The organism is Clostridium sp. FS41, from assembly GCF_000954015.1.
Taxonomy (GTDB): Bacteria; Bacillota; Clostridia; order Lachnospirales; family Lachnospiraceae; genus Enterocloster; species Enterocloster citroniae.
This window is the reverse complement of the sequence record NZ_JYHN01000040.1, coordinates 61,723-78,231: the sequence shown is the minus strand read 5'-3', so window position 1 is coordinate 78,231 and position 16,509 is coordinate 61,723. Positions and strand designations below refer to the sequence as shown.

7 protein-coding genes and 1 pseudogene are annotated in these 16,509 nt (G+C 40.0%); all 8 read right to left on the bottom strand.

The window, feature by feature from the left end; all coding sequences use genetic code 11:
• Positions 1-1,021: 1,021 nt before the first annotated feature.
• Positions 1,022-1,395: pseudogene (rhuM, locus tag CLFS41_RS31125) on the bottom strand (RhuM family protein); the annotation flags it as partial.
• Positions 1,396-1,835: 440 nt separating this feature from the next.
• Positions 1,836-2,954: a cysteine desulfurase family protein gene (locus CLFS41_RS06015; RefSeq protein WP_045091747.1), complete on the bottom strand. Its 1,119-nt coding sequence runs from the start codon at positions 2,952-2,954 to the stop codon at positions 1,836-1,838.
• A 14-nt stretch (positions 2,955-2,968) separates the two neighbouring features.
• Positions 2,969-3,178 carry a hypothetical protein gene (locus CLFS41_RS06010; protein ID WP_045091746.1) on the bottom strand — a complete coding sequence of 70 codons (210 nt, stop codon included), beginning with the start codon at positions 3,176-3,178 and terminating at the stop codon, positions 2,969-2,971.
• Entirely contained in the window at positions 3,165-4,679 is a 1,515-nt protein-coding gene (gene brxL / locus CLFS41_RS06005; RefSeq protein WP_082082506.1) for a BREX system Lon protease-like protein BrxL, read from the bottom strand. Before brxL ends, CLFS41_RS06010 begins: the two co-directional genes overlap by 14 nt.
• A 15-nt stretch (positions 4,680-4,694) precedes the next feature.
• Complete coding sequence (gene pglZ, locus CLFS41_RS06000; protein ID WP_161797480.1) at positions 4,695-6,974, bottom strand: BREX-4 system phosphatase PglZ; 2,280 nt, start codon at positions 6,972-6,974, stop codon at positions 4,695-4,697.
• 5 nt (positions 6,975-6,979) lie between these two features.
• Complete coding sequence (locus CLFS41_RS05995; protein WP_045091744.1) at positions 6,980-11,116, bottom strand: hypothetical protein; 4,137 nt, start codon at positions 11,114-11,116, stop codon at positions 6,980-6,982.
• Positions 11,117-11,118: 2 nt separating this feature from the next.
• Positions 11,119-13,425 (bottom strand): phosphoadenosine phosphosulfate reductase family protein, encoded by a 2,307-nt coding sequence (locus CLFS41_RS05990; RefSeq protein ID WP_045091743.1) that lies wholly within the window; start codon positions 13,423-13,425, stop codon positions 11,119-11,121.
• 1 nt (position 13,426) lies between these two features.
• Positions 13,427-16,243, bottom strand: a complete 2,817-nt coding sequence (locus tag CLFS41_RS05985) for a hypothetical protein (protein ID WP_045091742.1) — start codon at positions 16,241-16,243, stop codon at positions 13,427-13,429.
• Positions 16,244-16,509: the final 266 nt, after the last annotated feature.

Genomic DNA, 16,509 nt, shown 5'->3' with positions numbered 1-16,509 from the left:
TATGTTCACAAGCTTCACAGCTTAATTTCTCTTTGCGCTGCTTCGGACATATCCTGTCATTCCATCTGTTATTGCACTGTGGAAAATAGCCGCCTTTTCTTCCTCTTTTAGCATACACATCCGTTCGGCCCCAGAAAAATGAAAAAAACTGGTTAGCCAAATCCTTTGTGATATATCTGTCCAGGATGCGCCCACCCTGATCCGGATCATACTCTTCAATATTCTCAATTCTCTCTATAAAAATATTGGACGTTTCACAGGGAATATTGGCCCTTGACAGCTGGTCTCTTAATCGTCTGTTTTCGTCTTGAAGACTCCGTATTATTTTTCGGAGAGAATCCAGATTGTATGCTTGTATGTGCATGAAAATGGCACCTGCCTTTTTATAAATTTCCTGTCGCTTTTATTTTTACTCATTTCTATTAGCTTTTACTATCAGTCTATATGGTCTGTCAAAGAAGATATCATTACATCGGACATCTTATAATTCCCATGTATTAAACAGGACGTCATTTGGCATACTTTCGTTTTACTCTTTACTCAAAATGTTTTTTCTTCTCCAATTACCGGAAACATCCTTCACTCTAATCAGTTAAAAGTACACTTTCATATTCCAGACAACTTTCTGGAAATTTAGATTTATTGGCATTCTGAACAGGAATGCCGTCTACACATGTGTTGTCATATTATTTTTGATGACGTGTCCACATTCTGGTCTCTTGCCAGCCAATCACTAATCTTGTCCTTATTTATACTTTTGACAGCATACATCAAGCTTCGATATGTGGTGAGTGTGCGATAATGATGTCGAAAGAGTAGAACTTCCCCTGGGTGGAAACCAAGTTTCGACATTCCATTACTTGCTTGTTCCGTCCAATTTATCCAATTCTTCTATATTCTGCAAAAAGAGACATTCCACAGGAGATAATACATATTCCTTATTTTTTATACTTCTCATACTCCGAACGTGCCACCCTCAATGCCTGCTGATGTGTCACTTTTCCCTTTGCGGTTAATAATTTCCGCCGCCAAGGTTCATCAGACGGTCATCATCAAGAGCAAACCCCTTTTTCATATATTCTTTTAAAGCATTTGTAGCCCAGATTCTGAATTGAGTTCCTTGTAAAGATTTAACCCGATAACCAACAGAAATGATAACATCAAGATTATAAAAATCCACATGATATCTTTTCCTATCAGCTCCAGTTGTTGCAAAATTTGCAACAACTGAATCCCTGCTTAGTTCGCCTTCTGAAAAATTTTTTTAATGTGCCTGGATATCGTAAACTTATTTCTTTGAAATAGCTCAGCAGCGATTTGATCTAATGATAGCAACACAGTATCATGATCAAAAGTAACTTCAACCGTGGTGATGCCACCCTCTGTCGTATACATCAAAATATTTGATTTCCAAGTTTCCGCTTTCCTCCAAAAATACTCTATATTAATAAAAATAATAATGCATAAGTTACTTCCCTTTAACTGCACCCACACACTACAACAAGGTAAGGGATCGCAGTGCCTCGAGGTGGTGAAAAAGATTATCTCCAGGTAGAATTGGGCCTTAGCGGGAGCTCCACGTTCCAATTATTATTTCATATTATACACCCAACGGGTGCATAATTTAATCGTTAATTTTTTTTTCATTACCCGCCATAGTTAGGCAAACTATCTTTTAATTCATCTGTCATTTCATTTAACAACTTATAATTACTGATTCCCATCGGTTTATTTACATCGTTCAAGGCATATCCACCACTTTATCTTTGCTTTCACAGCAATAACGCAATTGTTGGATTATCAGATTCACCTCTTTTGGTTCTCCATAATGATTATCACCTTTTAAGGATATACATAATAGCTTCAGCAATGGCAACTGCCTCTTTTTCTGTATTTTCTATGCCAAATGTTATCCGAATAGTCCCCTCGGCATAAGGCCTAGGAACTTGAATAGCCTTAATTACGTGGGAAACTTGTGTGTTCACAGAATCACAAGCTGATCCTGTAGATACGCATATTCCCTTCAAATCCAACCTATGCAGTAGCATTTCTCCATCAGCCTCTCGAATGGAAATATTAATATTTCCAGGAAGGTGATTACCGCTGCCATTGCGCACATAATCCAATCCGCCTTGAGACAATTGGCTTAGAAAGGTGTTCTCTAAGTTTCTAAGCTGTGTAGTCGAGTTTCCCATCCTGTCACAATTTTTCTTTAGAGCTGTTGCCATTGCCACAATTGACGCAATATTCTCTGTTCCTGCCCGCTGTCCACGCTCCTGCGCTCCTCCATCTGAATATGGATGAATCTCCACCCCTTTCCGAATATAAAGAAAGCCGCTGCCCTTCATTCCGTTAAATTTGTGCGCGGAGGCAGAGAGCATATCGACTTCTAGTTTTTTTACATCAATTGGAATATGCCCAACAGCCTGCACAGCATCCGTATGAAATATTGCTTTGTGCTCATGTGCGATACCACTCAACTCTCGTATTGGCTCAATGGTACCAATTTCATTGTTAGCCAGCATCACAGAAACAAGCGGCACATCCTTTTTTAGCGCTCCCTCTAAAGTTTCCGGAAAAAGCAAACCATCTCTGTTAACAGGGAGAAACTCAGTACTAACTCCGAATTCTTCCAGAGAACGGCAGGCATTCAACACTGCGTGGTGCTCGATCTGGGAAGTGACAATACATTTGTTCCTGTTTTTTGAATATAAAATAGACTTTATTGCCCAATTATCACTCTCAGTCCCCCCGGAAGTAAAATATATTTCTTCCGGCTCCGCACCAATGCATGTGGCAACTATTTCCCGCGACCTTTTTAGCGCATCTCTCGCCGATTTGGCAAATGAGTATGGTTGAGAAGCATTCCCATACTCTGTTGTCAAATAAATTTTCATCGCCTCAAAAGCGTCTCTATCAAGTTTTGTTGTAGCAGCATTATCCGCGTATATCATTTGCCCCACCTGCCTTATTCAAAAAGTTTACATCCTTCGTTTTTAAACTCCTCAATTTTATCAAGAAGTTCTTCTTCCGTAACCTCTAATTGTTCAGCAAGACAAGCAAGACAATAAAACTTTTTGGTTTTTTGCCCCATCAATTTTTTTGTGAGTCCAATTTCGTTTTTGCTCACATTTTTTTTCCCGCAGACATAACAATCAGTCATTTTATTCTCTGTCATAATCCCTGCATACCGTAAAGGCAGGGATATCCTTTCCTTTATACTCAGTATCTAAGATACCAAGCTGATATTTGATGGTATCTCTCATCTTTCTTGCCCTATCCAGACAATAACGTTTAAAATCATCGGAAGATATGTCCCCTGGTTGGCGAACATTTGGGAACAGCAATTTCAAGTATGCTGTGCTGATACGTTTTACTGCTTCAGTGTCTCTTGTATCAGCCCCATCTGGAACAACAACAAGCTCATCCACTATAGCTCTGTAACTCATGTCATCTCTTAACTCGTGCATAACAGAGCAGAAATATTCAGAATTCAAAGCCCACCCAGAGGCCTTAAGATCGTCATTCATTCTCGGTATGTTCCAGCCTTTTATAAAGCCGTGGAATCTGTCTATCAGCGCAGATTCATGAAAGACTTTAGGAAGTTCCTCAAACATATTGCCAAAACCATCTTCCTCCATCACCTTCTTGCTTATATTGCCACAAAGAATCATTCCAGCATATGCCGTTCCTTCATGATTACCTACGGTGTAAACTCCAGATTCAAGATACCCCTTAAGTACTGCTCTCATTTCATCAACATCAGTAAAAGATATGGTTTGAACTTCATCTAATGTAATAAAATCATTTCCGGCAACAAGACCCTCTGTATGCCTGTTCTGGTCATAGAACATCTTTGCTCGACTCATAATACCGCCACTGGACAACCATCCATATCGACTGACTCGTCCAAATAAATATGATTTCCCAGTACCCTTTGGAGCAAGTTCAATCAAGTTAAGTCTTTTCTCTATAAACGGCAGGATCCTTGTCAACATTGTAAGCTTCTTCTCTTCGTCATTACCGTATCCTGTTGAATTATAATCGACTGCACCAAGAACCACATCGATCCATTCTTTTGTTGTGAATTCTTTTCGCGAATCCTTGAAATAGTCGATATCAATCCTGTAAGGGCAAAATGATTTGAAAGAAAGAAGTTTTATTTTCCCTTTCTTGCCAGCCTTGGATCTATCTTTATTTTTATTGATGTTGAACGACCATTCGTGCTCGTATTCGTCAGGAGACTGATAGCCAAGTTCTACCATCCCCCATGTTTCATACTCATTAACAAGGTCTGCCTTGCATTCATCCCACACAGATTCATCGATCATTGTATCCTTGTATGATAGTCCAAAATCAGGAAGCGAAAATGATACCTGTCCAGTTTTAATATCAATATCAATGGAAACCTTAGCCAAAAACCTGACTGTTTCCTGTTCGATAACAACACGATTCTTTATCGCGTTCCAGTCCTCTTTCTTCGGAAGATATGTATGTACAAATTTTGATACCTGGTCAGCATCAAATACTCCGTCTTCATCTTCAAATTTCTGAAGAATCCAGTCTCTCATAAACGATGGAAGGCTGAGTGCAGAGAATATGTTGCTCTGCTTCTTGAGATCTTTATATACAACCATCTCGTCAAAGCAATTTCTCAGTTTTTCTTCAGTGTTCGTCACTTTGCTTCCCTCCTATTAAAACAGTTCATCAAAGTCATCACTCATCGATGCACTCTTACCTGTTGCTTTTATTTCAATATGAGCCGCAAGGTCTTTTCCAATATATACATCTGCCGGATAAGTTCCTGCCCGCTTTATATCTGGAATTTTCACAGCGTAATGGTTATCATCAATTCTTTCCGATGAATAGCGTTTATTGCCGTATCCAAGTGATAATGTATCTCGAATTGCCTTATTTACATACAGCGATATTTGGATTCCCGTCTTATAGTCTGCTTTTATCTTTTCTTCATCAATAATCGAGACCACAATACTGCTGTCATTCAACGACAATGTAATTAAGGGAACAACTACTTCCTCGAGTGAAGCACCTCCGTGAACTTCTACATTTGCAGCTCGGCTACCTTTGAATCTTCCATAATCTGCAAGAACGATATATCCTCGTTCTTCTTCGGATATGGCAAAAGGGAGGTCACAATCCGAGAAGAACTTGCAGCATCTTCCTGAATGCTCTCCTTTTGTATCTGTTTCATATTTTTCTTCTTTATTTTTTAGAACAGCAAGCCTTGATGCGCCATGATCACTTGCGATTACAACACGGTCGTATTTCCTTAATCCTAAGGTTGTTGCAATATCATTCACAGCTCGTTCGATTATCTCCAGCTCTTTTGCAAGGTGAATAGGATATGGGGTTTTAGCGCTGTAATAGTATCCACCTTTATCTTTGTGCTTGATTTCATCGAGTTCTTCTTCCTTAGGGTGTCTTGATTCCTCAGGCCAATTCTTGAAGAAGTTACTATTTTCACACGTAATCGTTGGAAGTAATGCCCTACCAATCTCCACCTGAATCTTTAATCCACGCCTTTTTGCAAGCTCGATTATATAACTTAGATACTCAACCCCAAGGGCATCAATCCAAAATAGCTGCGTTGATTTACAATAAGCTTGTTTTACGAGTTCATCCCTGCTCGGAAGACGATTGTATATTCGTTCCCGTGCAAGCCTATCAACCTCGTTTGAAAATTCCTCTGTTATAAGATTCCTGAGTTTAAGTTCCTTATATTTTTCAAAATATGCTGTAAGCCTTGCCGCAAACCCCGGATCAAGATTCTTCCCGCTAAAAGAATATTTTTTCATATATGCAGCAAGATCGGGATATATCACTGTAAGGTTATCCGGAATACCGTGACAAGCAATCCAGATAATTACTTCCTGTCTTTCAACCAACGTATTATCTGTCAGTTTATAAACGCTCTCATCCGCGTTCTCCCTATTTTCACTAACAAAAGAAGCCATTTCTGGTTCTGGATAATTAGAAAGTAGCTTTTTCCTCTCATTGTAAAACATGGAAAATCCGGGGTCCACATGTGAAATACCTATTATCGCGTTCATGACATTACGCTTAAAGCTTTCAATTCCTTTGCTCTTTTTTAAAACATAACCCAAATATTTCCCATCATATGATTTTGCATTTACCATTAAATAAACATAAAAAAGCCAGCTCTCGTATTCATCCCTATAAAGAAGTTCATAAAAATCCGCATCTTGATACCCTGGAAAGCCATAGTCAGAAAAAATTTCCTCAATTTTAAATTTTTTATCTCGAAGCTGTAAAAGTAACTTCTCCCACATTTCCTCTGTTCCGCACGCCTTTGGAACAACATACATGTTTAGCTTCCTCGAAATTGCTTCATACGAGTCTTTTACCCGTTGTACGGGAAGAATGGAGTCTTTGAACTCCATAACTGTACTCGCGGAAATCTGTCCTGACGAGCCTGCTTCCAGAGTCTTAAGGACATTTTTTATTCCGCTTATTTCATATATCCCGAGTCCGGGATCTGAGAACTTAAAGCTAACTGTAGTGTCAAGATCATCACCGAATGCTACCCTGCCACTTTCAAGAAGTCTTTTATCACTTCTAACAAGCTCCTTAACCTGCGTTGATACGCATCTCAGAAGCAGCACCACCTGTGCACTGCCAAGGTTGTAATTAACAAGCTCCAAAAGAACGTCTTTTGTCCTTGTATCCCCACTTAATGCAAGATACTCTCCTAACCCAAGTAATACAACGTTGTTATAAGCACACGATACATCAGCAGTCTCCAGCCTTTGCCTGAGGGCATCCATGTCCGGAACCTTATCCTCACTCCTACAACAATCGCTCACACTTATGATACTGATAGCACGGCTTTTAAGGCTGTCTATAATTTCTCCGTATTCCTTATCTCCAACTGCCATAAAGAATGGCTTATGGAGCCTGGAGACAAAATAATCATCGATTACCTTCATATTCATGAAGATCATTCACCTCCATTAATGATTTCAATTCCAAGTGTCATATTCTCCTTGATAAGCGATATAAGATGCTCCTTAAGCTCGTCCCTACCCATTGCATTGATTTTTGCAATCGCCATATCACTGGCGCCGGAATCGTATTCTGCTTTAGCAAGCTCTCGGATCTTTTCCTGAACACTCGGATGAGTTCCCCAATCATAGGTCTCAACAGGCAGGGTTTCTAATACATCTCTTACTCTATCAATGTCTGTTAATATTTTTTTGTAAGTTCCAAGAATGCTTCTGAACGCAGTGTCAACTTTCTCCTTATTCTTCATTGCTACAAAAATAGTCGTTTTACCAAGGAAGCCAAGAGCTTCTTTCAATTCACTTTCCGATGCATTTCCACGGTTAAGAATGTCAAATGTCTTTTTAGCAGAGTCGTATTCTGCCTTTGGTACGATAGCAAGGATGGGCGTCCGATTAACTGCCGACCACGCCATCGGAGTTTTAGAAGTCGTGTTATCTTTCCAGAGCTTAAAGAGCTGTGTCTTTGTTTGATTTTTGCGAAATTCATCTGCAATTCTCCTCACAATCGCATTGCTCTCTGTCTTGGACTTTTTGAAAACCTCTGCAAGCTCAGTTGTGCGAAGCAGCGCCATGTCCTCATCTGTTAAGCCTTCCAAATAAGGCGCATATATCTTCGCAAATGCTGGAATTTCATTAGAAAGATATCCCTCGACAGCAGACGTATTTTGGACAAATTCATCTGTATATGATTTCATTTGTTCCGGTAAAATATCAAGATCAAGATAAATCTTTCGCAGAAACTCAAGTGTTCCTTTCAGATTGGGATATTCCTCCTGGAGCGCCTCACAGGAGCACATCACAAACTTTAATTTTTCATGCCATGTGCTATCGGCATCTTTTTTTGAGTGTGCTGCCGCATGAAGAATATCATTTGTAGCCTTCACATATGTATAATCAACAATTAACTTTCTTATTTGATCTTCTCCGGTGTCAAAATTCCAAAGGCTTGAATACTCCACAGAAAACAATCTTCCGATATCAGTAAGCAGCCTATCATCATTTGCACCGATTTTATCTGCCAGAATACGAAGTTGTCCACCATCAAAACAATCTATGAATTTCAGTATGCCTTTTCTGCAATTTTCAGTAGTAAGAAGACTTTTCAGCGAATCCGTCAGTGATGTATTCTTTCTGGCCTCAGCCCCTATTTCATTTGCAACCAAATGCGTATCTGCTCCTTCTTTCTGTACAAGCTCTATGTATTTGGAAACTATATCATAAACACCATCATTGTCTACGCTTTTCAAGCACCACACAGGGAGTCCCAGCATCTGCATTCTTGATTTAACAGCCGCCGCCGCTTTAACCGGGGAAGAAAGTGTGTTCTCCGGAATGCCCCACGCTTTTTCAGTGACCTCATAAAAAGCACGTTCATCTGGAGTCATCTTAACAATGTACGTCTCTGTTTCTTTGCTGATACAGTTAGCAATCAGTTCCGCCAATTTGTCTGGAGTCATTTCTCCGTTTGCCCCATTTTGATCTATATACCGAAACTGAGGTTGGCTGTATTCCTTAAGCAAAAATCCGAGCAAAAAAGCGGTAAGATTACTCTGAGCGTATCCGTACTTAGAAACAAGGTGCTCATATACCTCAGAAACCGGTACTGGCTTATCATTTTCAAATTTCTCTCTAATAAGTTCCTCTATAGAGCTCTTAATTACAGAAATGCTCTGTCTGGAAGTTTCAGGTTTTGTCCAATAGTCAGCAACATTCCAGACTCCTACAAGGATGCTCTTTTCCACACCTGCAACGACACCACTCGTCTTCTGATTGATTCCGCACAGTGCGGCTGCCTTTGCATTCGTAAGCTTGAATTGTGATTCCGTCAAACCTTTACAAAAATCCGGAACATATTTGAATTTTCTTAAAACGACCGTCTGAAGAATATCAGCAACGCCTGTACCTCCAGCAACTTTCTCTCCATCAACATAGTCTTTATTCCAGATTGTAAATGTTCCATTATATATGCGGTTCTTCCAAATAATAGAAAGTACCTGTTCAGCCTTCTTGGAATTATCACGTGCAGACAGATTATTGTTACCCTGATAATAATTTGCCATAGCAGAGTATTCTATATATGCATCAAAGTCCTCATCACCAAGCGGGCTAGCCGTTGCATCGATGACAAGGATATTATCGTAGTCTCCACTGACAATTGCTGCTTTTATCTTTTCTCTTAAAGCACTTCCTTCCACGCTATCTTTTGCAAAAGCAATTACCGTATTAAAATGCCAATTTTCCTGACGATTCTTTAGCGTATTAACCGTCTTTGTAAAATCATTTATCGTCACCGGAGTAATCTGCCCAGAATTATCCTCTGCAAAGCGAAGCTTCAAAGCAGGGTTCAGAGAAAGACAAGTCCCCAGCTTTCCATCACTTACAAGGCTTGCGGTGGAACTGCTATTTCTTATTGATTTTTTGTATTCATTAATTTTTGCTTGATCGCCTGCTAGCACAGCGACTCCATAAGCGAACTTATTGTTTCCAATCGGAGTTTGAACAAGTACTCCACTCTTGCAAAGCTGTTTTGCAAGATTCTTACATGCTGAATCCAATCCTGAAGAGATTCCTTCAAAGGCATAGCTGATATTCTGTTCCGTAGGTTTGAGGATATCGATCTCTCCATGTAAACGCTTGTCGATTGCCTGCATGATAAGAATCGTCTTCAATACTCGCTGCTGATCATCCCTCAGATTTTTCTGCTGTGGGAACGCATCGAGAATCATACGTATATCAGGAGAAAGATTGTCTTTTCCTTTCTCGTAGAAGAAATCCCAAAGCATGTCTATCGTAAGAAGTGGATAGTCATCATCCGGACCATAATTTGAAATAAACCATTGGAAAGCCTGGGAATCGTCCCTCACTTTAATAAAGTCAAACATACTCCGCTGATTAGATGCAAAAGCAGATGCAATGTTTTTTAAGACAAGTGCTGCCATAGGATGAATCGGCATTATATCCTTGATGACTTTCTGTTCTTTGATATTGGCTGCCTTCATAACAGCGTTTCTCGAGTCACTCAATCTACTGTTCAGAGTATCCGCACAGTTATTCCAAGTCTCTTTTGCAGCAGATTTCACCTGAAAGGCGTGACCAATCAGATCAAACGCAATATTGTCAGGCAAAGTGATTTCTACCTTCTCAAAGCGCTGTTGAACAACCTTCCACGACTCATCCTGATCGTCAATAATACTGCCCGCCTGATGTGTTACGATTACAAGATAAAACGGACTCTCCTGACAAAGTGCGACAACCTTCTGGAACTCGTCCAATGAATACTTATTGTTTTCAAAGAATTTACTGAACTCATCCCAGAAGAATACAATCTTTATATGGTTCTGCTCGATAACATCCTTCAGCCAATTCTTAAGCTTATCGGCATCAAGGTTCATCGCCGTGATTCCTTCTTTATCCGCAAGCTCAAAAATATTTGACATAAGTTCTTTAATATCAGAAGACTTCTTCAGAGTGTTCAACACTTCATCTGCATTAGACTGTGAAAATTTAGCCATCCATTCCGGCTTCTCAAGTAGATCGCCAAAAAATCTCTTGTGCGCCGGATCTTCGATCCATGCAATAACATTCTCTTTAAGCGTATTTTCTCCCATGTATGTAACGCGGTCACTCTCTGTTAAAGCCTCCCTGACGCTCTCCTGAACGGCAGCAAAGAACTTCTGAGGTGTTGTGATACCTCCCGTCGCATATCGATAAGCTGTAACAATACCTCTGTCACGGTGTCCCAGAAGTTTTGTCAGGAGATCACTTTCTTTTCTCAGTGTATCATATCTTTCCCAATATGTTTTCAGTTCCTCCTCGGGCACTTCGAGGACCTTTTTCAGCGTAAATGCACACTGGGATTTACCAGTACCATAGGCACCGTGAATCCAAACAGAGCGATTCGTGCTACCACCCAACATATTTTCAGCTGCGCGAAGCAGTTTAACGAATGTTGCATGAGGATACGTAGTATCCCATCTGGCGCCTCCAGCTATCGCGGAATCATCAATGCACGGGAAATATTTCTCATTCACATCGAAGAACTGATCGTATTTTCCTCTTCCAAAGTCTGCCATAATTATTCCTCCTCAAACAGACGAAGGACATCTCGCGACGTCTTGTCTGTCAATGATATTTTATCCAGATCGTTCGTAAACGTAGCATTAATAAATTCCGAATACTTTGCCGAAAGTCCCATAAGAATGGACTTTGTTTCCTCATATTCGAGTCCAAACAATCGAGTAGGGCTGATGCCGGCCCGATCAATATCGTCGTTCATCATCCAGGCCAACGTGAATTCTTTATAATCGTTACATTTCTCTGCGAACTTATAAAGAGCATAGAGAACAACGCGATTATCGGATATAACACACTTAGTTCTGCAAATAGAAGCTATTTGATTGCCATTATCCACAACAAATCCCCAATTTAGCGAAGTACCCATTGGCAATTCACAAAACCTCTTAAATGCATTAACGATTGATGTGGTATCACCTTTACTAACACCTTCCGCCATAAGTAAGTCCCTTACTTTTTCTCGGTCGTAATATATTCCTACGTCTAAGTTATTAACATACCAAGCAAACTGCGGATTTTCGACAAAATTAATGGCCATAATCCCCCATGATGTCTCGCTTTCCCATCCAATACTGGTAATAAGATCAAACAGACCTACACACTTACTATCTTTATCAATTACGCCAGACTCTCTAAGAAAACGCTTGACCTTTGGCTCCTGATTTTTCTTATTAAGTGTATTATTATCCCAATAATCATTTCCGAGCTCAAAAAACTCTCTGATCCACTCCACCTTAGGTGCGTGATTTGCGAAAGAATTAATACTTTTATCTTTCATAGTTCCTCCTGTTGATGTTCTTAGTGAATGAAATAAAAGGCATCCATCATCTATTTCATGACATTGTCCACAATGAACACAATTATTTATTTCTAATCCGTGATCAAATGTAATACACCCCTGTCTGCAATTTGTCTCGCATACCCGACATCCGTTACAATACGCTGCCTTATGAAAGACTTGCTTAAATTTCTTTACTTCTCGCGGATATTTTTTTAACAAAGCGGCATCACATGTAACTATGTATCCCTTTTCAGACTCCTCAAAAGAATAGTCAAATGGAAGTTCTCCAAGTGTTTTTATCCATTCACGCCAATCTGTTGCCGGATCTTTCACTGTGATAATAATCTGACCTTCTTTTACTTCATCTTTATATTTTTGCTTATTTATGGTTAAATCCCTGCCGTTTTTCCGAGCATTCCAACCGCCTAAGGAAACATATGTATTTAACGCTTGATCATTGTCCTTATCTCTTGCATCCATCATCTTAATGAGATCTACATATTTTTTTACCTCAGATGGATATGAGCTATATTGCACATAATCTCCCTTATTGCCACCCATAGGGCAAAACAAACATCCAGCTCTCGAATTTCCTTTCTTATATGCCTCATTTACATAGAGGTTCTTCGCAAAAATATAAAGCCACACCTCTGCAGACGTCCACTCTAGAATAGCATTAAAGCTATACTGTCCTTTCTGTTTCTTCCCATAATTTTCGTACTTGTATTCACTTCTAGCTACGCTTTCGTGTTTACGCACACCTACAAAGTCCATACCCACATAATCGTCTTTACCGGTTATCTCTCGAAGTTTCAGTGTCTGCGGAGCACTTTTGTGAACACTACAGCACCACCGTAGCACTCTCGCTGGTGGCCCGAATATTTCCCACGATTCATGTGGATCAAGATGTGATCTGGCAATATAAAACGGTGTTCCATCTGCATCGCACACTTCCTTGGTCTTTTCAACTACTGTGTAGGTATCCGGGAACTCCATACCAGTGTCTCCAAATATCACTACAAAGCTTTCCTTAGGAAGTGCTCGTTTTACAAGGTCGAGAAGGACAGCACTATCTTTGCCTCCTGAAAACGCCACGTGGAACACATCTAGCTTGTTTTTGTATTTCTCGTAGATAGCAATAATTTTCTTTGCCGTAGTGTTTTCAATAACATCCAACATATCTCTGTTTTTATTCACCATGGCGGCTATATCAATCGGTCGTAATTCCCTACCATCCACCTCAGGTTGCACTGGTTTGCCGTTCTCATCCTCAAGAATGATTATTTCTGGCGCTTCATAGAGATTACCACCTTTAAGTTTTGCTATCGTTTTCCCTCTATACCAGTACTGCACAGACTCAGCCCACATATACGGGATATCGGACTGTTTATCATATTTCCAATATTTATCAAAACCGAGCAAATCAAGTTCAGGCGCGTATACAGGTCTCGGCTCTTTAGAGAATACCGTAGGCGTGGAATTTAAGAGGATCCCGCCTGTTTCTTCGTCATATGTATATGAGTACATGCTACTCCCTCCTTTCCCGCAACTCTGCGGCATCATTAATAAGCAAAGTTATATTATTGTATCGTTTTCGCTCTATATATCCAGCTTCTGTCAAAAAATCAAATACGTCATCCTCGGACAAACTCCTTCCGGAACGAGCTACGGCATGTACCATAATATCGTGATAACTGAGTGTGCAGGACCTGGCTACCACAGCACCAGAATTGGATGAATTTGCCCGGCGCGTATCATATCTATATTTCTTACTAAATCTCCGACAATAGCTTTCTAGCAAAAAGAGATTCCAACTATATCCGCAGAAAGGAAAAATGCTGAAGGTCGTGACCTCCCTCATTCCCATAAAATCAGCTTTCACAATATAGTCAAGCGCTGTATCAATCCTGTCGACATCAAACTTTATCAGCCTATCCGCAACAAAATTATCTTTGTCAATTCGCACCATGACAGCATTTGCTGCCTCAACAATCTCTGATTGCCTTATGGTACCAGCGACTCTTTCCGCGATATGCATCAATCGGTCGTATGTACACTCCTCCTGTTTTCGACAAAACTCGATAACTGCGGTGTATGTATCTTCGCTCGCTCCCTTTCGTGTCAAAATTCTTGCATTACGATCAAACCCGTCTTCTATGAGTTTGCAGAAACATCCAATAAAAGCAGAATCGGAGAACTCTGGGTTCGCATCCTTCAGAGCACCGAAAGGAAGCTCATCAAGAGAAGCCCTGCCGTACTCTTCACATTTCTCATCAATAAATGTGACAAGATTTTCCATCTCGTTTTCGTCCGCTTCAAAACGATCGAGCCTTGCATAAGTCTCAAAACTATTCCAAATAAAGGCTGATTGCTGGCCAAGTGTAAACTTAATCTTATCAAGCGGTATTAATGGCAATTTTACAGAAAGTTCATCAAATGTCCGTAAAACGCTCTCTCCCCATACACGAAGGATATCATTTCTTACTAATTCAAGCTCGGTTTGTCGTCCCTGTACTAATGCAAAGTAATTGTCTCTATATCTGAAGTCCGGGAGTAAGTTTTTCATTATAGCCTTTAGCATTTCAGATGACATAATCTTAGCTTCAAAATAATGTTCTGAATTCAGATCATACAGAGATTCGTAATATATTATGTTCACACCCTGAGTTTCAAATTCTCTTATACTCTGTTCTATACTCTGCTTTTCATCATCAGCTATAAGATAGACTTTACCTTGAAACTCAAATCCCATTTTCCTTATTACCGTAAGCAACTGTTCGTCCTCGAGAGAGCACTCAACACTATTGACACTTAAATAGGATGCTCGGAATCTGTATAGTTCTACTTCATCATCCTTAAAACCATACTCAAAACGAGGAAGCTCCAGTGTTGTCCTAATCCGCATTTGTTCATCCGTATTGATTTCTTCGAGATCATTCTTCGCTTTCGGCTGCTGTATAGGCGAATATTGCCTAGCCTGGCCGCCTTCAATCAAACCAAAATACTTTTTGTACTTTGCAAGTGCAGCAGTAAATCTATGGTGCTGAGTATCGTTATAGGCCTGAAATTCTGCATTGCTTACAAGAAGGTCTATATTTTGATTTATTTCATCCAAAGATTCTGCGCCGTATATTCTTCCCGTTCCAATATCATGCTCCCGACAAAACGTGTCACAGTTGTTTATTCCAGAAGCATAGCTTTTTCCAGTCTGAGCTGTCAGCCCCTCTATTTCTATCAGCCATGTATAGAAATCTCCGTTGATTTTATTCGCGGCGTCTCGTGTCGAATCACCCAAAGAAGGCACTTGTTTCTGGGAAGCTCCCTTCGGCATATATCTAATTATGACATCCGAGTAATCAATTCCGCAAATGTCCATCAGTTGTTTTATTTTGCTGATAATTCCAGATGCGCTGCAGTTTGTTTCTAAATACAATCCCCCTGTTATTTCTTTCGGAGCTATTAGATAACGCTTCCCCTGTTCATCCGTGATATCTACGCATTTTCTTCCGCCTATATTTTTACCAATGAGTGATTTAATCTCTTTTGAATAATCATCAAAAAAACAGCTCACTGTCTGTACATATGCTTCTGACCAATTTTTGACAGGGTATACCTCTCCGAAGTATTCTACAGAAACTGGACGGGTATATGAATAATCCATCTTTTCTGTGAAAGATGCGGTTTGAGGTTCACCTTCCATACCATCAGTGGGGATAACTTCATCTATAGAATTAGACTCCAAATACTCCTTGTATACATTAAGAGTGCTAAGCATATCCGCTCGGCGTCCTCTGGAATGAATTCTTATACCTCTGTTATTTTTGATATTTTCTATCAAGTCGATAATCTCATCAGAACTATCGATATCAAAAAGTTGAGAACTGATAGTTCCGTTTTTTTGTAACAGTATATTCAGAACACTTATGGACAACTTGATGTCAGACGCCATCTTCTCTGGCTTATTATTTTCAAGCCAAAGAAGGAAGTTCTTCCTGTTATCAGGAACTGACTCTGACATTACTTTCGCCTCCCGTAATAACTTCTCATATATTTCTCGTTCATCCTTATATATTCGGACGATATCAAAATACCATCCGTTTGTAACGTGCAGTCCTGATTGTCCTTCTGTATAGGCATACTCAAGGCAATTCATCTGCAAGCTTACTCCATTTTCGTTTCTATATTTTTCATCAATCTTTATCCCTCGTCCTATAGCTATTTCTCGCAGTCTGGATGAGACATCCGAAACAGCCTCTTTTCTTTTGATCTCACCCGCTAAAACGCGGAGCATAGCCTGAAAAAGAACTGCAGCCTCATGCATATCCCATAGAATCCTTGCGGCCATCCGTATGCTGCCTCCTCTCTTCATTTTATCAAATAGGCTGTCCGATTAAACAGACTCATACGGCTAATCGCTCATGCCCTATTCATCCTTTACACTCTCGCAAATATCCGAAATGTCGCAATTCAGCTCTTAGCTTATTTTTACTAAGACATCAGTTGTGACGTTAGCGCCTTTTCTGAGCTAGCAAATGAAGCAGAGCTTATCTTGACCGCCTTTGTAAACTCTGTTTTTTATGTCTCTTTCTACGAGCATTATCCACAATTCGT

Bases quoted from the DNA above. Each gene is read 5' to 3' on its own strand.
- CLFS41_RS06015 (WP_045091747.1), bottom strand. From the start codon at position 2,954: ATGATATACGCGGATAATGCTGCTACAACAAAACTTGATAGAGACGCT.
- CLFS41_RS06010 (WP_045091746.1), bottom strand. From the start codon at position 3,178: ATGACAGAGAATAAAATGACTGATTGTTATGTCTGCGGGAAAAAAAAT.
- pglZ (WP_161797480.1), bottom strand. From the start codon at position 6,974: ATGAATATGAAGGTAATCGATGATTATTTTGTCTCCAGGCTCCATAAG.
- CLFS41_RS05995 (WP_045091744.1), bottom strand. From the start codon at position 11,116: ATGGCAGACTTTGGAAGAGGAAAATACGATCAGTTCTTCGATGTGAAT.
- CLFS41_RS05990 (WP_045091743.1), bottom strand. From the start codon at position 13,425: ATGTACTCATATACATATGACGAAGAAACAGGCGGGATCCTCTTAAAT.
- CLFS41_RS05985 (WP_045091742.1), bottom strand. From the start codon at position 16,243: ATGGCCGCAAGGATTCTATGGGATATGCATGAGGCTGCAGTTCTTTTT.